36 protein-coding genes are annotated in these 19,608 nt (G+C 37.2%); 1 reads left to right on the top strand and 35 read right to left on the bottom strand.

The window, feature by feature from the left end; genetic code table 11:
* Positions 1–186: 186 nt before the first annotated feature.
* The 35 genes from rpsI to rpsJ all read right to left on the bottom strand — a co-directional run bounded on the left by rpsI (position 187) and on the right by rpsJ (position 18,843).
* Complete coding sequence (rpsI, locus tag KRR19_RS03050) at positions 187–579, bottom strand: 30S ribosomal protein S9 (RefSeq protein ID WP_002479540.1); 393 nt, start codon at positions 577–579, stop codon at positions 187–189.
* A gap of 19 nt (positions 580–598) precedes the next feature.
* Positions 599–1,036, bottom strand: coding sequence for a 50S ribosomal protein L13 (gene rplM, locus KRR19_RS03045; RefSeq protein WP_002479541.1), 438 nt, complete (start codon positions 1,034–1,036; stop codon positions 599–601).
* Positions 1,037–1,249: 213 nt separating this feature from the next.
* Positions 1,250–2,053 (bottom strand): tRNA pseudouridine(38-40) synthase TruA, encoded by an 804-nt coding sequence (gene truA, locus KRR19_RS03040; protein WP_216733432.1) that lies wholly within the window; start codon positions 2,051–2,053, stop codon positions 1,250–1,252.
* A 4-nt stretch (positions 2,054–2,057) separates the two neighbouring features.
* Complete coding sequence (locus KRR19_RS03035) at positions 2,058–2,864, bottom strand: energy-coupling factor transporter transmembrane component T family protein (RefSeq protein WP_216733431.1); 807 nt, start codon at positions 2,862–2,864, stop codon at positions 2,058–2,060.
* Positions 2,854–3,714, bottom strand: a complete 861-nt coding sequence (locus KRR19_RS03030; protein ID WP_057509877.1) for an energy-coupling factor transporter ATPase — start codon at positions 3,712–3,714, stop codon at positions 2,854–2,856. The genes KRR19_RS03035 and KRR19_RS03030 overlap by 11 nt, the downstream gene beginning before the upstream one ends.
* On the bottom strand, positions 3,711–4,520 hold the full coding sequence (locus KRR19_RS03025) for an energy-coupling factor transporter ATPase (protein ID WP_216733438.1): 810 nt from the start codon (positions 4,518–4,520) through the stop codon (positions 3,711–3,713). The genes KRR19_RS03030 and KRR19_RS03025 overlap by 4 nt, the downstream gene beginning before the upstream one ends.
* A 357-nt stretch (positions 4,521–4,877) precedes the next feature.
* Entirely contained in the window at positions 4,878–5,246 is a 369-nt protein-coding gene (rplQ, locus tag KRR19_RS03020; protein WP_002479546.1) for a 50S ribosomal protein L17, read from the bottom strand.
* 22 nt (positions 5,247–5,268) lie between these two features.
* A complete protein-coding gene (locus KRR19_RS03015) occupies positions 5,269–6,213 on the bottom strand; it encodes a DNA-directed RNA polymerase subunit alpha (protein ID WP_002479547.1) in 945 nt (314 codons plus the stop codon).
* An 89-nt stretch (positions 6,214–6,302) separates the two neighbouring features.
* Positions 6,303–6,692: a 30S ribosomal protein S11 gene (gene rpsK, locus KRR19_RS03010; protein WP_002479548.1), complete on the bottom strand. Its 390-nt coding sequence runs from the start codon at positions 6,690–6,692 to the stop codon at positions 6,303–6,305.
* A 22-nt stretch (positions 6,693–6,714) separates the two neighbouring features.
* Positions 6,715–7,080 carry a 30S ribosomal protein S13 gene (rpsM, locus tag KRR19_RS03005; RefSeq protein ID WP_002479549.1) on the bottom strand — a complete coding sequence of 122 codons (366 nt, stop codon included), beginning with the start codon at positions 7,078–7,080 and terminating at the stop codon, positions 6,715–6,717.
* A 22-nt stretch (positions 7,081–7,102) separates the two neighbouring features.
* Positions 7,103–7,216 carry a 50S ribosomal protein L36 gene (rpmJ, locus tag KRR19_RS03000; RefSeq protein WP_002479550.1) on the bottom strand — a complete coding sequence of 38 codons (114 nt, stop codon included), beginning with the start codon at positions 7,214–7,216 and terminating at the stop codon, positions 7,103–7,105.
* 33 nt (positions 7,217–7,249) lie between these two features.
* A complete protein-coding gene (gene infA / locus KRR19_RS02995; RefSeq protein ID WP_002479551.1) occupies positions 7,250–7,468 on the bottom strand; it encodes a translation initiation factor IF-1 in 219 nt (72 codons plus the stop codon).
* A gap of 188 nt (positions 7,469–7,656) precedes the next feature.
* Entirely contained in the window at positions 7,657–8,307 is a 651-nt protein-coding gene (locus KRR19_RS02990; RefSeq protein WP_002479552.1) for an adenylate kinase, read from the bottom strand.
* Between the two features lie 16 nt (positions 8,308–8,323).
* The gene (gene secY / locus KRR19_RS02985) at positions 8,324–9,616 is read right to left on the bottom strand and encodes a preprotein translocase subunit SecY (RefSeq protein ID WP_002479553.1); all 1,293 of its coding nucleotides are present in this window, start codon (positions 9,614–9,616) and stop codon (positions 8,324–8,326) included.
* Positions 9,616–10,056, bottom strand: coding sequence for a 50S ribosomal protein L15 (gene rplO / locus KRR19_RS02980; RefSeq protein WP_002479554.1), 441 nt, complete (start codon positions 10,054–10,056; stop codon positions 9,616–9,618). The genes secY and rplO overlap by 1 nt, the downstream gene beginning before the upstream one ends.
* Before the next feature lie 27 nt (positions 10,057–10,083).
* A complete protein-coding gene (gene rpmD, locus KRR19_RS02975; RefSeq protein WP_002479555.1) occupies positions 10,084–10,269 on the bottom strand; it encodes a 50S ribosomal protein L30 in 186 nt (61 codons plus the stop codon).
* A 16-nt stretch (positions 10,270–10,285) separates the two neighbouring features.
* The gene (gene rpsE / locus KRR19_RS02970; protein ID WP_002479556.1) at positions 10,286–10,786 is read right to left on the bottom strand and encodes a 30S ribosomal protein S5; all 501 of its coding nucleotides are present in this window, start codon (positions 10,784–10,786) and stop codon (positions 10,286–10,288) included.
* A 21-nt stretch (positions 10,787–10,807) separates the two neighbouring features.
* On the bottom strand, positions 10,808–11,170 hold the full coding sequence (rplR, locus tag KRR19_RS02965; protein WP_002479557.1) for a 50S ribosomal protein L18: 363 nt from the start codon (positions 11,168–11,170) through the stop codon (positions 10,808–10,810).
* A 32-nt stretch (positions 11,171–11,202) separates the two neighbouring features.
* Positions 11,203–11,739, bottom strand: coding sequence for a 50S ribosomal protein L6 (gene rplF, locus KRR19_RS02960; protein WP_002479558.1), 537 nt, complete (start codon positions 11,737–11,739; stop codon positions 11,203–11,205).
* Positions 11,740–11,764: 25 nt separating this feature from the next.
* Positions 11,765–12,163, bottom strand: coding sequence for a 30S ribosomal protein S8 (gene rpsH, locus KRR19_RS02955; RefSeq protein ID WP_002479559.1), 399 nt, complete (start codon positions 12,161–12,163; stop codon positions 11,765–11,767).
* A 32-nt stretch (positions 12,164–12,195) separates the two neighbouring features.
* Positions 12,196–12,381, bottom strand: a complete 186-nt coding sequence (locus KRR19_RS02950; protein WP_002479560.1) for a type Z 30S ribosomal protein S14 — start codon at positions 12,379–12,381, stop codon at positions 12,196–12,198.
* Between the two features lie 26 nt (positions 12,382–12,407).
* The gene (rplE, locus tag KRR19_RS02945) at positions 12,408–12,947 is read right to left on the bottom strand and encodes a 50S ribosomal protein L5 (protein WP_002479561.1); all 540 of its coding nucleotides are present in this window, start codon (positions 12,945–12,947) and stop codon (positions 12,408–12,410) included.
* 25 nt (positions 12,948–12,972) lie between these two features.
* Complete coding sequence (gene rplX / locus KRR19_RS02940; protein WP_156666538.1) at positions 12,973–13,290, bottom strand: 50S ribosomal protein L24; 318 nt, start codon at positions 13,288–13,290, stop codon at positions 12,973–12,975.
* A gap of 32 nt (positions 13,291–13,322) precedes the next feature.
* Complete coding sequence (gene rplN / locus KRR19_RS02935) at positions 13,323–13,691, bottom strand: 50S ribosomal protein L14 (protein WP_002479563.1); 369 nt, start codon at positions 13,689–13,691, stop codon at positions 13,323–13,325.
* Between the two features lie 28 nt (positions 13,692–13,719).
* Positions 13,720–13,983: a 30S ribosomal protein S17 gene (gene rpsQ, locus KRR19_RS02930; RefSeq protein WP_001829723.1), complete on the bottom strand. Its 264-nt coding sequence runs from the start codon at positions 13,981–13,983 to the stop codon at positions 13,720–13,722.
* A 24-nt stretch (positions 13,984–14,007) separates the two neighbouring features.
* Positions 14,008–14,217, bottom strand: a complete 210-nt coding sequence (rpmC, locus tag KRR19_RS02925; RefSeq protein WP_000644737.1) for a 50S ribosomal protein L29 — start codon at positions 14,215–14,217, stop codon at positions 14,008–14,010.
* Positions 14,207–14,641: a 50S ribosomal protein L16 gene (gene rplP / locus KRR19_RS02920; protein ID WP_002479564.1), complete on the bottom strand. Its 435-nt coding sequence runs from the start codon at positions 14,639–14,641 to the stop codon at positions 14,207–14,209. Before rplP ends, rpmC begins: the two co-directional genes overlap by 11 nt.
* 2 nt (positions 14,642–14,643) lie before the next feature.
* Entirely contained in the window at positions 14,644–15,297 is a 654-nt protein-coding gene (rpsC, locus tag KRR19_RS02915; RefSeq protein ID WP_002479565.1) for a 30S ribosomal protein S3, read from the bottom strand.
* 24 nt (positions 15,298–15,321) lie between these two features.
* Positions 15,322–15,675, bottom strand: coding sequence for a 50S ribosomal protein L22 (rplV, locus tag KRR19_RS02910; protein WP_002479566.1), 354 nt, complete (start codon positions 15,673–15,675; stop codon positions 15,322–15,324).
* A gap of 32 nt (positions 15,676–15,707) precedes the next feature.
* Positions 15,708–15,986 (bottom strand): 30S ribosomal protein S19, encoded by a 279-nt coding sequence (gene rpsS, locus KRR19_RS02905; protein ID WP_002479567.1) that lies wholly within the window; start codon positions 15,984–15,986, stop codon positions 15,708–15,710.
* A gap of 64 nt (positions 15,987–16,050) precedes the next feature.
* The gene (gene rplB, locus KRR19_RS02900; RefSeq protein WP_002479568.1) at positions 16,051–16,884 is read right to left on the bottom strand and encodes a 50S ribosomal protein L2; all 834 of its coding nucleotides are present in this window, start codon (positions 16,882–16,884) and stop codon (positions 16,051–16,053) included.
* A 33-nt stretch (positions 16,885–16,917) separates the two neighbouring features.
* The gene (gene rplW / locus KRR19_RS02895) at positions 16,918–17,193 is read right to left on the bottom strand and encodes a 50S ribosomal protein L23 (protein ID WP_002479569.1); all 276 of its coding nucleotides are present in this window, start codon (positions 17,191–17,193) and stop codon (positions 16,918–16,920) included.
* Entirely contained in the window at positions 17,193–17,816 is a 624-nt protein-coding gene (rplD, locus tag KRR19_RS02890; RefSeq protein WP_002479570.1) for a 50S ribosomal protein L4, read from the bottom strand. Before rplD ends, rplW begins: the two co-directional genes overlap by 1 nt.
* A 28-nt stretch (positions 17,817–17,844) precedes the next feature.
* The gene (gene rplC, locus KRR19_RS02885; protein ID WP_023014975.1) at positions 17,845–18,507 is read right to left on the bottom strand and encodes a 50S ribosomal protein L3; all 663 of its coding nucleotides are present in this window, start codon (positions 18,505–18,507) and stop codon (positions 17,845–17,847) included.
* 27 nt (positions 18,508–18,534) lie between these two features.
* Entirely contained in the window at positions 18,535–18,843 is a 309-nt protein-coding gene (gene rpsJ, locus KRR19_RS02880; protein ID WP_002479572.1) for a 30S ribosomal protein S10, read from the bottom strand.
* 337 nt (positions 18,844–19,180) lie between these two features.
* Here rpsJ and KRR19_RS02875 point away from each other — a divergent pair, with 337 nt between their 5' ends.
* The gene (locus KRR19_RS02875) at positions 19,181–19,567 is read left to right on the top strand and encodes a hypothetical protein (RefSeq protein ID WP_023014976.1); all 387 of its coding nucleotides are present in this window, start codon (positions 19,181–19,183) and stop codon (positions 19,565–19,567) included.
* Positions 19,568–19,608 lie beyond the last annotated feature (41 nt).

Here is a 19,608-nt window from a genome sequence, read left to right as displayed (position 1 = left end):
TAAAATAATCATATCACACACAACTAATTAATTAGAATTGAAAGCACCAGCGAATTAATGATATGAAAGTATACCAGAAATGAAAAAATTTCTAAAAGGTCGATATGTAAATAACTTTTACGGGCATAAAAAAACACTCCCCAAACTTGGGAAGTGTTTGAATAATAGTAATCGTTTGTCCAACAATTAACGTTTTGAGAATTGTGGTGAACGACGTGCTTTTTTAAGACCTGGTTTTTTACGTTCTTTCATACGTGGGTCACGAGTAAGTAATCCAGCGCGTTTTAAAGAACTTCTGTATTCAGGATCTGCTTCTAATAATGCACGAGCGATACCGTGACGGATAGCTTGTGCTTGACCTGTGAAACCGCCACCGTTAACGTTAACTAAAACGTCGTAGTTACCTTGAGTTTCTGTAACTTCGAATGGTTGGTTTAAGTCTAAGATTAATGATTCGAATGGTAAATATTCACGTACGTCAACACCGTTTACAGTGATGTTACCTTCGCCTGGTACTAAACGTACACGTGCTACTGAGTGTTTACGACGGCCTGTGCCTCTATATTCAACTTGTGCCAATGTAATTTCCTCCTTCTAATTAACCACGTAACTCGTAGTTTTCTGGTTGTTGTGCAGCGTGTGGATGTTCAGCGCCACCATATACAAATAATTTTTTACCTTGTTTTTCACCTAAACGGTTGCTTGGTAACATACCTTTAATTGAAATTTCAAGTAAACGTGCTGGGTTTTTCTCTTTTAATTCACCAGCTGTGATTGATTTAATACCACCTGGGTAGTTTGAGTGACGGTAGTAAACTTTGTCAGATTCTTTTTTACCAGTCATTTCGATTTGTCCAGCGTTGATGATGATTACATAGTCACCGTTATCAACGTGTGGTGTGTAAGTTACTTTATGTTTTCCGCGTAAAATAGTTGCTACTTCTGATGATAAACGACCTAGTGTTTGGCCAGCCGCATCAATAACATACCATTTGCGCTCAATGTTTGATTCATTAGCCATAAATGTTTGACGCATAATAATTGTCCTCCTAATAATAACTGCGTGTTGAGTTGCTTTTTAAAAAATCAATGTTACGATTCAAAGCTCAGATAATTTCAGATTGTTGATTTCGTTTCGACTTTGCTTCTATATCTAGTAACACAATAAGTTTCCGGGGCTTATCGTGGGGTGATATAAAACAATACCGCATATAATCGTATAATTTATTAGTGTATTTGTCAATACGAATCAGTCATTTTGCAATGATTTTTTACGATGAATTTTTATATCTGAACCAAAATCTTGTATCAGTGATTCTGGTGATAAATATATCTTTTCTAAATACAATCCTTCTGCGGGTGCAGTGAACGGTACTTGATTACGATCTTTCGCTTCTAATAAGCCTAGAACTTCGTCTGGTGATCGCTTACCTTTACCGACTTCGATTAAAAACGCGACTAACACACGTACCATATTATATAGAAAACCAGAGCCAGTCACAACATAGTCAAAGCCATTTTTTGTTTTAATAATTTCACTTTGATAAAGCGTACGCTCTTTACTTTCTACTTCGGTCTTTTGTGAACAAAATCCTGTAAAATCATGCGTACCGATAAATTGTTGTGCTGCTTGATTCATTTTATCTAAATCTAAGTCATAATCATTATAAGTTTTTAAACCGCTCATAAAAACATCACGATGCGCACCTTGATACACCATATAACGATATCGCTTTCCTACGCAGTCATAGCGGCAATGAAAGTCGTCATCGACGATTGATACATCTTTGACATAAATGTCGTCAGGCAGTGCGCTATTCATCGCATATTGCCATTGCTTAGGTGCGATATTTAGTTCTGTATCAAAATGGAAATATTGTTCCATCGCATGCACCCCTCTATCTGTTCTGCTTGAAGGATGGATACGTACATGACGCTTATGCATACGCTTTAAAATCTTCTCAAATTGTTGTTGCACGGTTCTACCGTGCTGTTGAATCTGAAAGCCTAAGAAGTTGCTTCCTTGATACGCTATATTAACTAAAATACGCACATGTCTACACTCCTAAATATTTTAATACAAATAATATAACCGCAATTGGAATCAATGAACCGATAAGCAAAGTATCTTTCCAATGCCATTCTAATTTACGGAAACTTGTACGTTTTGATTTTACATCATATCCACGTACTTCCATCGCAATTGCTAAATCTTCTGCACGTTGAAAGGCAGAAATAAATAGTGGAATTAGTAGTGGAATAAATGCTTTGATTCTTTCTCCCATTGAACCTGAACTAATTTCAGATCCTCGTGATTTTTGCGCTAAAATAATTTTATCTAACTCTTCCATTAACGTAGGGGTGAAACGTAGCGCAATGGACATCATCATGCTTAATTGTTGTACAGGAACTTTTACGACCTTAAGCGGCGATAAAATTTTATCAAAGGCATCTGTTAATGCGATCGGATTCGTTGTTAAAGTCATAATCGTTGAAGCCATCATAATGAACATCAACCGCATAGATATAAAGATCCCTTCTTTGATACCACCTGAATCAATCGAAATAAATTTCCAGCTGAACAACGTCGTTCCGCCTTTAGTTAAAAACAAATGCATTAAAAACGTAAAAATTAAAAAGAACAGTATTGGGGTTAAGCCTTTTAATAAATAAAACAGCTTGATTTTACCACAATACATAAATATCAATAACACTAACAACATCCACCCATACATCGGGAAGCTATGACAGAAAAAGACTAAGACAATATAGAAAAAGACAAATGCTAATTTAGCTCTAGGATCCATACGATGTACTATCGAATCCAGAGGTAAATAGCGACCAATGATAAATTTATTTTTCATTTCGCTGCCACTCCCTATAGAGTTCAATAAACTCTTCGTCAGTTAATGCTGTATCAGATAGTTTAGTCTGATGTTTGTGTTCAAAGTCTCTTTGTAGTTGCACAATGTCTGGTAAATCCAATGAATAATCATTAATACGCTCGGAATCACTGAATAATGCTCTTGGTGTCCCCTCATATACAAGCGTTCCTTGTTGTAAGACTTTAATACGGTCTGCATATTGTGCAACGTCATTCATGTCATGAGTTACCAATACGATAGTCTTTCCTTCCTGCTGCAACTGTTTTAATAAATCCATCACTTGCTTTCGACTATGTGGATCTAAGCCTGCTGTCGGTTCATCTAACACAATGATGTCTGGATCCATCGCAAGAATTGAAACAATCGCAATTTTACGCATTTGTCCTCCAGACATTTGAAAGGGTGACTTATTCATCACATCGCGATCAAAACCTAATTTCATCAGTAAGCGATATGCATAGTCCTTTACCTTGTCTAAGTTCATATTGAAATTTTTAGGACCAAACAGAATCTCACGCTCTACACTATCTTCAAAGAGTTGTGATTCTGGAAATTGAAAGACAAGCCCTACACGCTGTCTCATAGGCCGAATCGCTTTATCCTTAGTCTTTGCCTTCAGAACTAAATCATCAAGCGCTACGGTGCCGTAAGAGGGCTTTAACAAGCCATTAAAATGTTGGATTAATGTAGATTTGCCTGAACCTGTCTGACCAATAATCGCGTAATAATGTCCTGGTTCAAACTCTGTATTGATTTGATGTAATGCTTCATATTCAAAAGGTGTGCCTTTTTGGTACACATATGTGACGTCGTTAAATTTTATACTCATAAACGTGCCACCAGTGCATCATATGTCAGAAATTCAGACGGCTTACCAAGCAATGAATTAATGCGCATTGGAAATGGTAAATCTAAACCTATTTCTGTTAATGATGCTCCTTTCTCAAAAATTGCTTCTGGTGTACCTTTTTCATACACCTCTCCACGATTCATCACAATCATATAATCTGAATCTAATGTTTCAGTTAAATCATGTGTAATCGAAATAATCGTTACATTTTTTTCAGTGTTCAAATGTCTGACCAGCTGCATCAGCGATTGTTTGCCTTCAGGATCTAACATAGATGTGGCTTCATCTAAAATAATCACATCAGGACTTAAAACTAATACACCAGCAATCGCAACACGTTGTTTTTGTCCGCCTGATAAGGCTTGTGGTTCATGATTGCGTTGCGCATACATTTCAACTTCTTTTAATACTTGCGGGACAGCTTGATGCATTTCTTCATAAGGGACTTCGAAATTTTCTAAACCGAATGCGACATCATATTGAACTGTAGAGCCCACAAATTGGTTCTCAGGATTTTGAAAGACTATGCCTAGGTGTTGACGAATCTCTGCTAAATTATCAGCTGTCATTGGTTGACCGTTTACAAGAATTTCCCCTTTTTGAAACGGCATCATACCCATCATCAGTTTTGCGATGGTAGATTTACCTGAACCATTATGACCGACAATAGAGGTCCATTTACCTTTAGGGATATTAAATGATAGATTTTTTAATGTGAACCATTCGTCGCCTTGGTATTGAAATGACACGTCATTAAATTCAATAATGTTCTCTGTGTTCAATATGACTCTGTCCCTTCTGTTTATTTTCACTCTACTTATTGTACATGAATATACGATATGTGTATATCCAAGACTATGTATCAAAAGCCCCTGTACCTAAAGAGAGTAAAGGGGCTTCGAAATAAAAAAGCGCGCACCCCATTCAATAATTGAGTTCACGCTTTAAAAAATATTAAGTTCTGTGAATGGGGTACTCTGAGCTAGACAATATTTGTATGTGGCAAACATTATCGTTGCACTCATTTGCTTTATATATTCATAAGTTCAGTGTGTTTACTTGTACAATGATAAGCGCACAATGTCATCACCATCGTGTACTTCTACTTATCATCGTTGCTTTGTTACAAGTTAAAGTTGGAATTAAACGAATTCGATAATTGCTGCTTCAGCACCGTCTCCGCGACGAGGACCTACTTTAAGTACACGAGTGTATCCGCCTTGGCGTTCTGTGTAACGAGGAGCAATTTCACCGAATAATTTTTGTAAAGCTGTTTGTGTAGTTTCATCTTCGTTTAAGATTTCAACATCACGAACGATTCTAGCTGCTTGACGACGTGAAGCTAAATCTCCTTTTTTACCTAAAGTGATTAATTTATCAACCACACCGCGTAATTCTTTAGCGCGAGCTTCAGTTGTTTCAATACGCTCATTAACGATTAATGAAGTAGCTAAGTCACGTAACATTGCTTTACGTTGATCAGATGTACGACCTAATTTTCTGTAACCCATGAGTTAACCTCCTTTACCTTTATCAATCTTCTTTTCTTAGACCTAAACCTAAGTCTTCAAGTTTGTATTTTACTTCTTCTAAAGATTTACGACCTAAATTACGTACTTTCATCATATCTGCTTCAGATTTGTCAGCCAATTCTTGAACGCTGTTGATGCCTGCACGTTTTAGACAGTTATAAGAACGTACTGATAAGTCTAATTCTTCGATAGACATTTCAAGTACTTTTTCTTTTTGATCTTCTTCTTTCTCAATCATGATTTCAGCGTTTTTCGCTTCATCAGTGAGTCCAACAAAGATGTTCAAGTGTTCAGTCATAATTTTTGCTGCTAATGAAACTGATTCTTGTGGAGTGATTGATCCATCAGTCCATACATCTAATGTTAATTTATCAAAGTCACTGCTTTGACCTACACGAGTATTTTCTACTGTATAGTTAACTCTTTCTACTGGTGAGTATAAAGAGTCTACTGGTATAACACCAATTGGTAAATCACTAGTATTATTTTGTTCAGCTAATGCGTAACCTCTACCCTTATTCGCAACAAGACGGATTTTTAAATGTCCACCTTTAGCAACTGTAGCAATTTTAAGCTCTGGGTTTAAAATTTCAACATCACTATCATGAGTAATGTCAGCTGCAGTTACTTCGCCTTCATCTTTAACATCGATTTCTAATGTTTTATCTTCTTCAGAATAAATTTTAAGAGCTAGTTTCTTAATATTCATAATGATTGTAGATACGTCTTCAACCACATTTTCAATTGCTGAGAATTCGTGTAGAACTCCCTCAATTTCGATGTACTTAACGGCTGCACCTGGTAATGAAGATAGTAGGATACGACGTAAGGAGTTTCCTAGCGTAGTGCCATAGCCACGTTCTAGTGGTTCAACAACAAACTTACCGAATTTAGCATCTTCACTAATTTCAATTGTCTCAATTCTAGGTTTTTCAATTTCTATCATTATTTACATATCCTCCTTGGTTACGTCGACTTATAAGATACAGTTTATCTTAGTGATCTGCGGAAAATAACTATTTCTTGACAATAATATTATACGCGACGACGTTTTGGCGGACGGCAACCGTTATGAGGTACTGGAGTAACGTCTCTAATAGCTGTTACTTCTAAACCTGCTGATTGCAATGCACGGATAGCTGATTCACGGCCTGGACCAGGTCCTTTTACTGTTACTTCTACAGATTTTAAGCCATGTTCCATAGCTGCTTTTGAAGCAGTTTCTGAAGCCATTTGTGCTGCGAATGGTGTAGATTTTTTAGAACCTTTGAAACCAAGCGCACCTGCTGATGACCATGATAATGCGTTACCAAATTCATCAGTGATTGTTACGATTGTATTGTTGAAAGTTGAACGAATGTGAGCCACACCGTTTTCAACATTCTTTTTCACTCTGCGTTTACGAGATACTTGTTTACGTGCCATTAATATTTTCCTCCTTTACCTATTATTTTTTCTTGTTAGCTACAGTTTTAACTGGGCCTTTACGTGTACGAGCATTGTTTTTAGTTTTTTGACCGCGAACTGGTAAGCCACGACGGTGACGGATACCACGGTAAGATGAGATTTCCATTAAGCGTTTGATGTTTAAGTTTTGCTCACGACGTAAGTCACCTTCTACTTTGTAGCTGTCTACAACTTCACGAAGACGACCTAATTCATCGTCAGTTAATTCGTTAGTACGAGTTTGTGGAGAAACTCCAGCTTCTGCTACGATTTTTTCAGCAGTTGATTTACCAATACCGTAAATATAAGTTAATGAAATTACAACGCGTTTTTCGCGTGGAATATCGACTCCTGCAATACGTGCCATATTATTTTACACCTCTCTTTTATTAACCTTGTCTTTGTTTGTGTTTCGGATTTTCACAAATGATCATTACTTTACCTTTACGTTTAATGACTTTACATTTTTCGCAAATAGGTTTTACTGATGGTCTTACTTTCATTTTAATACCTCCCTGTAATAATGGAGTGACGAATTATTTATAACGATAAGTGATTCTTCCGCGAGTTAAATCATACGGAGACATTTCTACTGTTACTTTGTCGCCAGGTAGAATACGAATATAATTCATTCTAATTTTACCACTCACATGTGCTAAAATTTCATGACCATTTTCTAATTCTACTTTAAACATTGCATTTGGTAAAGTATCTGTTACTGTACCTTCTAATTCAATTACATCTTGTTTTGCCATTAGAACAATTCCCCCTTTTGCATTATTAGTTAATGTCTATTGGAAAATGTTAGACATACTGCCCTTGTATCATTACGTTGAACAAAAATCGGGAATCATTATCGTTATGCTGTCACTCATAATTCGTTAGGCTGAGAGACAAACAATATCAGACTGCCTTCATTCAACATACAAGCAGCAATGTTGAATTACTTAAGATCTTCCAAGATATCGATAACTGAGCCAGTTACTTCTTGGATATCTTTAGAACCGTCAACGTTTTTCAAAACGCCTTCTTTATCATAGTATTCTAAGATAGGTTTAGACTGTTTTACGTTAACTTCTAAACGTTTTGCAACTGTTTCTGGATTGTCATCTTCACGTTGGTATAATTTACCGCCATCAAGATCACAAACACCATCCACTTTTGGAGGATTGAACACAAGATGATAAGTTGTTCCGCAAACTTCACAAACGCGACGTCCAGTCAAACGATTCATGAGTTCTTCTTCCGGAACTTCAATATTAATAACTGCATCAATCTTTCTGCCAAGTTCTGTCATGATTTTACTTAATGCTTCTGCTTGTTCAAGTGTACGTGGGAAACCATCTAATAAAAATCCTTTTTTCGCATCGTCTTCAGAAAGTCTTTCTTTAACGATACCCACAGTTACTTCATCAGGTACAAGTTCGCCACGGTCCATATAAGACTTAGCTTCTTTACCTAATTCAGTTTCATCTTTGATAGCTTTTCTAAACATATCACCTGTAGATATATGCGGAATAGGGAATTTCTTAACAATTTCACTCGCTTGAGTTCCTTTACCTGCGCCAGGTAAACCCATTAAGATGATATTCATATTGCCCTCCTACAAATTATCTACCACCAAAGCCTTTATATTCTTTTTGGTTAACTTGTGCTTCCAAGCTCTTCATAGTTTCGATTGCAACACCGATAACGATCAATAAGCTTGTACCGCCGACTTGAATCGATTGCGGTAAGTTCATAAATTTAGTAGCAAGAATCGGTAAAATAGCGATAACTGCTAAGAAGATAGAACCTACAAAAGTTAAACGATATAAAACTTTGGTAATATACTTTTTAGTTTTTTCACCAGGTCTGATACCCGGTACATAACTGCCTTGTTTCTTAAGGTTGTCAGCCATTTTTTCTGGATTAACTTGAACAAATGCATAGAAATAAGTGAATGCAATGATCAAGATAATATAAATTACCATTCCGATGTTACTTGATGGATTGGCTGTATTGGCAATTTGCTGCGCCCAGTCAGCTTTAGGGAAGAACATTGTTAACGTTCTCGGTAACAAGAAGAATGCCATAGCAAAGATAACCGGGATAACCCCTGCTGAGTTAACTTTCAACGGCAAATACGTTGCATTTCGTCCTAAACGCTGAGCGGATTGTTTTTTCGCATATTGAATAGGTATCTTACGAACAGCTTGTAATACGTACACAGCACCCATTGTTAGTAAAATCAAACCAATAACTAGCCCTGCTACTTGCAACCATGCGATTGTTGTATCACTTTGCCCTACAAAGGCTTGTTGATAGAACTGAATCAGTGATGATGGCAAAGTAGACAAGATACCGGCGAAGATAATAATGGAAATACCATTACCTACACCATATTGTGTTATCTGTTCACCTAACCATAATAAGAAAGCTGTTCCTGCTGTTAATACAATTGCAATCAACAAATAACTCATAGGTGAAGGATCAACAATCAATGCACCTTTAAGATAGTTATTGAATTGGAATGCCATCCCTATTGATTGGATGAATGCCAAAAGTATCGCAAAATAGCGCGTAACGTTGTTTAGTTTCTTACGACCAACGTCACCTTGTTTGGCCCATTCTGTAAACTTAGGAACTATATCCATTTGCAATAACTGCATAACGATTGAAGCAGTGATGTAGGGCATAATACCCATTGCAAAAATGGAAAAGTTCTTCAAGGCTCCCCCACCGAATGTATTCAATAGATCAGTGACACCTTGAGAACCTTGTTGACTTTCAAACGCTGCTGGATTGACTCCAGGCGCTGGTATATAAGTACCTATTTTAAAAATAACTAGCATTGCGAGCGTAAAAAAGATCTTGTTTCGCACTTCTTTTGTTTTAAAGAAGTTTACGAATGTGTCAAACATTAGATCACCTCGTGTGCTCCACCTTTAGCATCAATTGCTTCAGCTGCAGATGCAGAGAATTTATGTGCTTTTACTGTTAATTTTTTCTCTAGAGAACCATTACCTAATACTTTGATACCCGCTTTTGCGTTTTTAACTACGCCTGTTTCGATTAAAAGTTCAGGAGTAACTTCTGTACCTTCTTCAAAACGGTTTAATTGGTCTAAATTCACAACTGCGTATTCTTTACGGTTGATGTTTGTGAAACCGCGTTTAGGGATACGACGGAATAATGGTAATTGACCACCTTCGAAACCTGGTCTTACTTTACCACCTGAACGTGCTTTTTGACCTTTTTGACCACGTCCACTTGTTTTACCATTACCTGTAGCAGCACCACGACCTACGCGGTTGCGTTCTTTACGTGATCCTTCTGCTGGATGTAAATCATGTAATTTCATTACGGCACCTCCTTATATATTATCTAATTATGCGTCTAATTCTTCAACTTTTAGCAAGTGACTTACTTTGTTCACTTGTCCACGGATAGCTGGGTTGTCTTCTACAACTACTGTAGAGTTAGTTTTTTTCAAACCTAATGCTTCAACAGTTTTACGTTGTGTTTCTGGACGACCAATAACACTACGTGTGAGGGTAATTTGTAATTTAGCCATTATTCATTTTCCCTCCTTAATTGTATAATTCTTCTACTGATTTGCCGCGTAATTTCGCAACTTCTTCAGCACTTTTTAGATTTTCTAAACCATTGATTGTAGCACGAACCATGTTAATTGGTGTGTTAGAACCTAATGACTTACTTAAGATATCAGTGATACCTGCTAACTCTAATACGGCACGAACTGGTCCACCGGCGATAACCCCAGTACCAGGTGCTGCTGGTTTCAATAATACACTTCCTGAACCGAAACGGCCAGTGATTGTGTGTGGTGTTGTACCTTCAACACGGTTTACAGATACTAATTCTTTTTTAGCAGCTTCTACCGCTTTTTTGATCGCTTCTGGTACCTCTTGTGCTTTACCTGTACCGAATCCAACACGACCATTTTTGTCTCCAACTACTACTAATGCAGTGAAACGGAAACGACGTCCACCTTTTACAACTTTCGCAACACGGTTAATCGTAACAACGCGTTCTTCAAATTCTTTGTTTTCTTCATCTCTGCGAGCCATTATTTGTCCCTCCTTTTATGATTAAAATTCTAAGCCATTTTCACGTGCTGCATCTGCTAATGCTTTAACACGTCCATGGTATAAGTAACCTCCACGGTCGAAGACGATTGCAGTGATACCTTTATCAACTGCTTTCTTAGCGATTACTTCGCCCACTTTGGCTGATAATTCAACTTTTGAACCAGTTTCATTTTCGAAATCTTTATCTTGAGTTGATGCTTGAGCTAAAGTTACGCCTTTAGTATCATCAATGATTTGTGCATAGATGTGTTTGTTAGAACGATATACGTTTAAACGTGGTTTTTCAGAAGTACCAGTTAAGTTAGTACGTACACGTGCATGTCTTTTTAAGCGTACTTTATTTTTATCAATTTTGCTGATCATGCTTTATTCTCCTTTCTTTAGAGAGTTATTTATTATTTACCAGTTTTACCTTCTTTACGACGAACATATTCGCCTTGGTAACGGATACCTTTACCTTTATAAGGTTCTGGTGGTCTTACGGCACGGATTTTAGATGCTGTAGCACCAACTAATTCTTTAGAAATACCTTCAACTTTAACTGTTGTGTTTTTCTCAACTGTGAATGTGATACCATCTTCTGGTTTGAATTCAACTGGGTGAGAGTAACCAACGTTAAGTACTAAGTTGCTACCTTGCAATTGTGCACGGTAACCAACACCGATAAGTTCTAAAGTTTTTTCGAAACCTTTAGCTACACCTTGTACCATATTGTTAATTAACGCACGAGTTGTTCCATGAACTGTTCTGTCTTTTTGAGAATCAGATGGACGTACAACTTCTAATGTGTTGTCTTCTAATTTGTAAGTCATGCTAGGATCCATAGTACGTGATAATTCACCTTTAGGACCTTTTACTGTAACTGTATTACCTTTGATGTCTACTGTAACATCGCTAGGAATTTCAATAATTTTCTTACCTACACGGCTCATTTACGGGCACCTCCTTAATTATTTATTACCAAACGTATGCTAATACTTCTCCGCCTACGTTACGTTTTCTTGCTTCTCTGTCAGTTACGATACCTTCAGAAGTTGAAACTAATGCGATACCTAAACCGTTTAATACTTTAGGTACTTCGTCAGCTTTAGCATAGACACGTAAACCTGGTTTAGAAATACGTTTTAAGCCTGTGATAACGCGTTCGTTGTTTTGACCATATTTAAGGAATAAACGTAAAACACCTTGTTTATCATCTTCTACGAACTCAACGTTTTTAATGAAACCTTCGTTTTTAAGGATTTCAGCAATTTGTTTTTTAATATTTGACGCAGGCAACTCGATTTTTTCATGACGCACCATGTTTGCGTTTCTTACACGAGTTAGCATATCTGCGATTGGATCTGACATTGTCATAGATTGTTGCCTCCTTTCAAGACTCTCTTTAATTACCAGCTAGCTTTACGAACGCCAGGGATTTGGCCTTTATAAGCTAATTCACGGAAACAGATACGGCATAATTTAAATTTGCGGTATACAGAATGTGGGCGTCCACAGCGTTCACAACGAGTGTATTCGCGCACTGGGAATTTTTGCTTTTTAGCTTGTTTTACAACCATTGATTTTTTAGCCACTTAATTAGCCTCCTTTATATTAGAGCTTACTTTTGAAATGGCATACCGAATTGAGTTAACAATGCACGGGCTTCTTCGTCAGTGTTAGCAGTTGTAACAATAACGATATCCATTCCTCTTACTTTACTTACTTTATCATAATCGATTTCTGGGAAAATTAATTGTTCTTTGATACCTAATGTGTAGTTACCGCGACCGTCGAATGCTTTTTTAGAAACACCGTGGAAGTCACGTACACGTGGTAATGATACTGAGATTAATTTATCAAGGAATTCATACATTCTTTCTCCGCGAAGAGTAACTTTTGCTCCGATTGGCATACCTTCACGTAAACGGAATGTTGCTACTGATTTTTTAGCTTTTGTGATTAATGGTTTTTGACCTGTAATTAATGTTAACTCTTCAACAGCATTGTCTAATACTTTAGAGTTTTGAACAGCGTCACCTACACCCATGTTCACAACGATTTTATCGATTTTAGGTACTTCCATTACTGAACTATAGTTGAATTCTTTCATTAAGTTCTCAGTAACTTCTGTATTGAATTTTTCTTTTAAACGGCTCAAAGTGGATCCTCCTTTCAACTAGTTATTAATTATTAGTTTTGATTTCTTCGCCTGATTTTTTAGCGATACGAACTTTTTTACCATCAACAAATTTGTAACCTACACGAGTTGGTTCATTTGTTTTTGGGTCCAATAATTGTACGTTAGAAACATGAATAGCTGCTTCAGTTTCTAAGATTCCACCTTCTGGATTAAATTGAGTCGGTTTTTGGTGCTTTTTAATGATGTTCACACCTTCCACAACGACACGGTCTTTTTTAGGTTCTGTTGCTTGTACAACACCTGTTTTACCTTTATCTTTACCTGAGATAACGATTACGTTGTCACCTTTTTTGATATGCATGTGGGCACCTCCTTAGATTTTATTTATTAAAATTATAGTACTTCTGGTGCTAATGAAATAATTTTCATGTAGTTGCTGTCACGTAATTCACGAGCTACTGGTCCGAAGATACGAGTACCGCGTGGACTCTTGTCGTCACGAATAACTACACATGCATTTTCATCAAATTTGATGTAAGAACCGTCTTTACGACGTACTCCTGATTTAGTACGTACTACAACAGCTTTAACAACTTCACCTTTTTTAACAACGCCTCCTGGTGTAGCATTTTTAACAGTACACACAATTACGTCGCCGATGTTCGCTGTTTTACGACCAGATCCGCCTAATACTTTGATTGTTAGAACTTCACGAGCACCTGAGTTGTCAGCTACTTTCAAGCGTGTTTCTTGTTGGATCATGAATTAAACCTCCCTTATCTTTAAATGATTAAATAATAACTGATTCTTCAACAATTTCTACTAAACGAAAACGTTTTGTTGCTGATAAAGGACGAGTTTCTTGAATCTTAACGATGTCTCCTAATTTAGCTGAATTGTTTTCATCATGAGTTTTATATTTTTTAGAATATTTTACTCGTTTACCATATAATTTATGAGTTTTGTAAGTCTCTACAAGTACAGTTACAGTTTTATCCATTTTGTCTGATACGACTCTACCTACATAAACTTTACGATCATTTCTTTCGCTCACTTTTGTAACCTCCTCTTTCAATTATTATTGATTAGCCTTACTTTGTTCAATTTCTCTTTCACGAGCAACAGTTTTTAGACGTGCAATCGTTTTTCTTACTGTACGAATACGTGCAGTTTCCTCTAATTGTCCTGTAGCTAACTGAAAGCGTAGGTTAAAAAGTTCTTCTTTTGAAGATTTGATTTGCTCTTCGATTTCTGAAGTGGTTAAGTCTCTAATTTCCTTAGCTTTCATTTGATTCACCACCCAATTCTTCACGTTTTACAAACTTAGATTTAACTGGAAGTTTGTGACTTGCTAAACGTAATGCTTCGCGTGCAACTTCTTCTGACACGCCTGCAACTTCAAATAAGATTCTACCTGGTTTAACTACTGCGATCCAGCCTTCTACTGCACCTTTACCAGCACCCATACGTACTTCTAAAGGTTTTTTAGTATATGGTGTATGAGGGAAGATTTTAATCCAAACTTTCCCGCCACGTTTCATATAACGAGTCATCGCAATACGAGCAGATTCGATTTGACGAGATGTGATCCAAGAAGTTGTAGTAGCTTGTAATCCATACTCACCAAATGTTACAAAGTTACCGCCTTTAGAACGTCCTTTTGTGTTTGGACGATGTTGACGACGATATTTAACGCGTTTTGGTAGCAACATTATTATTTTCCTCCTTCACTATTGTTCTTAGTAGGAAGAACTTCTCCACGATAGATCCATACTTTAACTCCAAGTTTACCGTATGTTGTATCAGCTTCAGCATGTGCGTAGTCAATGTCAGCACGTAATGTGTGAAGTGGAACAGTTCCTTCTGAATATTGTTCAGCACGAGCGATGTCAGCTCCGCCTAAACGACCTGAAACTTGAGTTTTAACACCTAAAGCTCCTAGTTTCATAGCTCTTTGAATAGCTTGTTTTTGTACACGACGGAATGATGCACGGTTTTCTAATTGACGAGCGATGTTCTCAGCAACTAAACGAGCATCTAAATCAACTTTTTTGATTTCGATCACGTTAATGTGTACACGTTTGTTAGTTAAGTTATTTAATTTGTTACGAAGTTTTTCAATTTCTGAACCGCCTTTACCAATTACCATACCTGGTTTACCAGTGTGGATTGCAATATTGATACGGTTAGCAGCACGTTCGATTTCTACGTGAGAAACTGATGCTTCTTTTAATTCGTTATCGATGAACTTACGGATTTTTAAATCTTCATGTAATAAAGTAGCGAAATCTTTTTCAGCATACCATTTAGCGTCCCAATCACGGATAACACCAACACGAAGTCCGATTGGATTAATTTTTTGACCCACAGTATTCCCTCCTTAGATAGTTTATTAAGCTTCTTTAGCTTCTTCTTTGCCGTCACTTACGACAATTGTAATGTGGCTTGTACGTTTGTTAATTGCACTTGCGCGTCCTTGAGCACGTGGACGGAAACGTTTTAAAGTTGGTCCTTCGTTAGCATATGCTTCTTTAACAACTAATTCATCTGTATTCATGTCATAGTTGTGCTCTGCATTAGCTAAAGCGGACATTAATAATTTTTCAACAACTGGTGATGATGCTTTGTTAGTTAATTTTAAAATAGCAACAGCTTCACCAACGTTTTTGCCTCTGATTAAGTCTAAAACTAATCTGACTTTACGAGGTGCGATTCTGATAGTTCTAGCAACCGCTTTTGCTTCCATTTGGTCTTCCTCCTCTACTTAATAGAAAGTATTTATCTTCTTGTTTTTTTGTCGTCTGCAGCATGTCCTTTGAATGTACGAGTTGGAGCAAATTCACCTAATTTGTGACCAACCATATCTTCAGTTACATAAACAGGTACATGTTTACGTCCATCGTATACTGCAAAAGTAATACCGATGAAGTTAGGGAAAATAGTTGAACGACGTGACCAAGTTTTAATCACAGTTTTTTTCTGATTACCTTCTTGCGCTTCCACTTTTTTCATCAAGTGGTCATCGACGAAAGGTCCTTTTTTAATACTACGAGCCATTATGGCGCCTCCCTTCTTATTATGTGCGTGCAGCGATTACGCCGCACACCCAAATAAGTTGTTATTATTTTCTTTTACGTCTACGTACGATAAGTTTATCTGATGATTTTTTACCGCGACGAGTTTTCTTACCAAGAGTTGGTTTACCCCATGGTGACATTGGTGATGGCATACCGATTGGAGCACGACCTTCACCACCACCGTGTGGGTGATCGTTAGGGTTCATTACAGAACCACGAACTGTTGGACGGATACCTTTCCAACGAGAACGTCCGGCTTTACCAACGTTAACAAGTTCATGTTGTAAGTTACCAACTTGACCTACTGTTGCACGGCAAGTTGAAAGAATCATACGAACCTCACCTGAGCGAAGTCTTACTAATACGTATTTACCTTCTTTACCAAGTACTTGAGCACTTGCACCTGCTGAACGAGCGATTTGTCCGCCACGGCCAGGTTTTAATTCGATATTGTGAACTACAGTACCTACTGGAATGTTAGCTAATGGTAAAGCGTTACCTACTTTAATGTCAGCTTCTTCACCATTTTCTACTGTTTGTCCTACAACCAAACCTTTTGGAGCGATGATGTAACGTTTTTCACCATCTGCATATACTAACAATGCAATGTTAGCTGAACGGTTTGGATCGTATTGGATAGAATCAACTTTTGCTGGGATTCCATCTTTGTTACGTTTGAAATCAATAACACGGTATTGACGTTTGTGTCCGCCACCATGATGGCGTACTGTCATTTTACCTTGGTTGTTGCGTCCCGCTTTTTTCGGTAGCGGTTGTAATAATGACTTTTCTGGAGTCGTTTTTGTGATTTCAGCGAAATCCAATGAAGTCATATTACGACGACCATTTGTAATCGGCTTATAATGTTTAAGAGCCATTGTCGCTTACCTCCTTATTGGTAATTTTATTTTTTAGTTGAATAGATCGATTGATCCTTCTTTAAGTGTAACGATCGCTTTGCGTCTTCTGTTTGTATAGCCTTGGTAACGGCCCATACGTTTTTTCTTAGCTTTGTAGTTGACGATATTTACTTTGTCTACTTTAACATCGAAAATTTCTTCAACTGCAATTTTAACTTGTGTTTTATTCGCACGTGTATCTACATCAAAAGTGTATTTGTCTTCAGCCATTGCTTCTGAAGATTTTTCTGTGATTACGGGGCGCTTAAGAACGTCTCTTGCTTCCATTATCCGAGCACCTCCTCAACTTTTTTAGCAGCTGCTTCTGTAATTAATACACTGTCAGCGCTAGTGATGTCTAATACGTTTAAACCAGTTACAGTAGTGATTTGAACACCAGGAATGTTACGTGCTGATAATTCAACATTTACATCTTCTGATTCAGTAACTACTAAAACTTTTTTAGGTAATTCTAAGTTTGATAATACTTTAGTGAATTCTTTAGTTTTTGGTGCTTCTAAACCGAAAGCATCAATAATTTTGAATTCATTTTCTTGTACTTTGAAAGATAATGCAGAACGTAATGCTAAACGACGCATTTTCTTAGGCATTTTGTATGCATAGCTTCTTGGAGTCGGTCCGAATACGATACCGCCACCACGCCATTGTGGAGCACGGATAGTACCTTGACGCGCACGTCCTGTACCTTTTTGTCTCCATGGTTTACGTCCACCGCCGCGTACTGCTGAACGGTTTTTAACCGAATGCGTACCTTGGCGTAATGAAGCACGTTGTAAGTTAATTGCTTCGAAAAGAACATCTTTGTTTGGTTCAATTGCGAATACAGCATCGCTTAATTCAACTGAACCTGCTTTTGATCCGTCTACTTTTAATACATCATAATTTGCCATTATGCATTTTCCTCCTTTCGTTAATTAATTATTTGTTACCTTTTTTAATTGAAGTTTTGATTTCTACTAATCCTTTTTTAGGACCAGGCACATTACCTTTAACTAAGATAACGTTGTTTTCTGTATCGATTTGTACAACTTCTAAGTTTTGTACTGTCACTGTGTTGCCACCCATACGACCTGGCATTTTGTGACCTTTAAATACTTTAGATGCGTCAGATGCCATACCTACAGAACCTGGCGCTCTGTGGAAATGAGAACCGTGAGACATTGGTCCACGACCGTGGCCATGACGTTTGATATTACCTTGGAAACCTTTACCTTTAGATACTCCAGTTACGTCAATGATGTCCCCAGCTTCAAATGTATCAACTGAGACTTCTTGACCTACTTCGTATTCATCAACATTGATGTTTCTGAATTCACGAATGAAGCGCTTAGGAGCTGTGTCAGCTTTTTTAGCGTGACCTTCAGCTGGTTTATTAGCATATTTATTTGACTTGCTGTCTTTTTTGTATGCTTGTTTGTCTTCAAAACCTACTTGGATAGCGTTGTAACCGTCTACCTCTTCAGTTTTCTTTTGTAATACTACGTTTTGTCCTGCTTCTACTACAGTTACTGGGATTAAGTCTCCGTTTTCACCGAATACTTGTGTCATCCCGATTTTTCTTCCTAAGATTCCTTTGGTCATCGAAAGTCCACCTCCTATGATTTTCTATTATAATTTAATTTCGATGTCTACACCTGATGGTAAGTTTAAGCCCATAAGAGCATCAACAGTTTTTGGTGTAGGGTTAACAATGTCGATTAAACGTTTATGAGTACGTTGTTCGAATTGCTCACGAGAATCTTTGTACTTATGCACCGCACGGATGATAGTGTAAATTGATTTTTCAGTTGGTAATGGAATTGGTCCAGAAACTTCTGCACCAGAACGTTTTGCTGTTTCAACAATTTTCTCAGCTGATTGATCAATTACTCTGTGATCATAAGCTTTTAATCTGATTCTGATTTTTTGTTTTGCCATAATTTTCCCTCCTTATATCGTCTACATTTAGTGATAGACTTCTCCACGAAAACTATCTCACACAACGCCATGGCAAAGCGGCCGGGTGTGTCAGTAACCTTTCGCTTCATCGCGTATTCAAAGTCCAACATTAGATATGTTACACGAATCAGCGCTTAGTTGCAACCATTTCATGTAACTTTTTTTATGTTAGACTTTTTCTCTAACACATACCAGTATATTTTACTGCAAATGATTGCACACTTCAACCCGTATAAAGATTTTTTTCTCTAAGTCTTCATATTTTTTCAATCGACTCACATCCTATATAATAGTAAGTGAATGGTGGTGATTAAAAGTGAAACATAGTACAAGAATCGCATTAATCATTATAAGCATTATCTTGCTGCTCTCTGAACTTTTATATGGTATTCCTTTCTTAGGAGGTTCTATCATCGTTTCATTTGGTTGGCAGCCATTAATCATTAATGCTTTCTTCTATTTATTAATCGTTATCGCATTATTAGCTGACAGCCAAAGTACAATTCGTCCTATGGTCATTATTCCTTTATTAGGAATCGCTGGTTCGTTTATCGCAATTGTTCCTTTTGTCGGAATGATTGTACATTGGATTTTATTCTTCTTAATGTTGTTCTTCTTGTTTATTGTCATGAGCACTCCTATTTATATGCCAAATCGAAATGCGAGAGCTGTTTATGATGAGCATGGACGTCGAATTAAATAAGTTATAGATAAATACCGGCAGATCTGTCGGTATCTTTTTAT

Source organism: Staphylococcus sp. CWZ226 (genome assembly GCF_018986355.1).
GTDB classification, from domain to species: Bacteria; Bacillota; Bacilli; order Staphylococcales; family Staphylococcaceae; genus Staphylococcus; species Staphylococcus simulans.
This window is presented reverse-complemented; position numbering and strand designations above follow the sequence as displayed.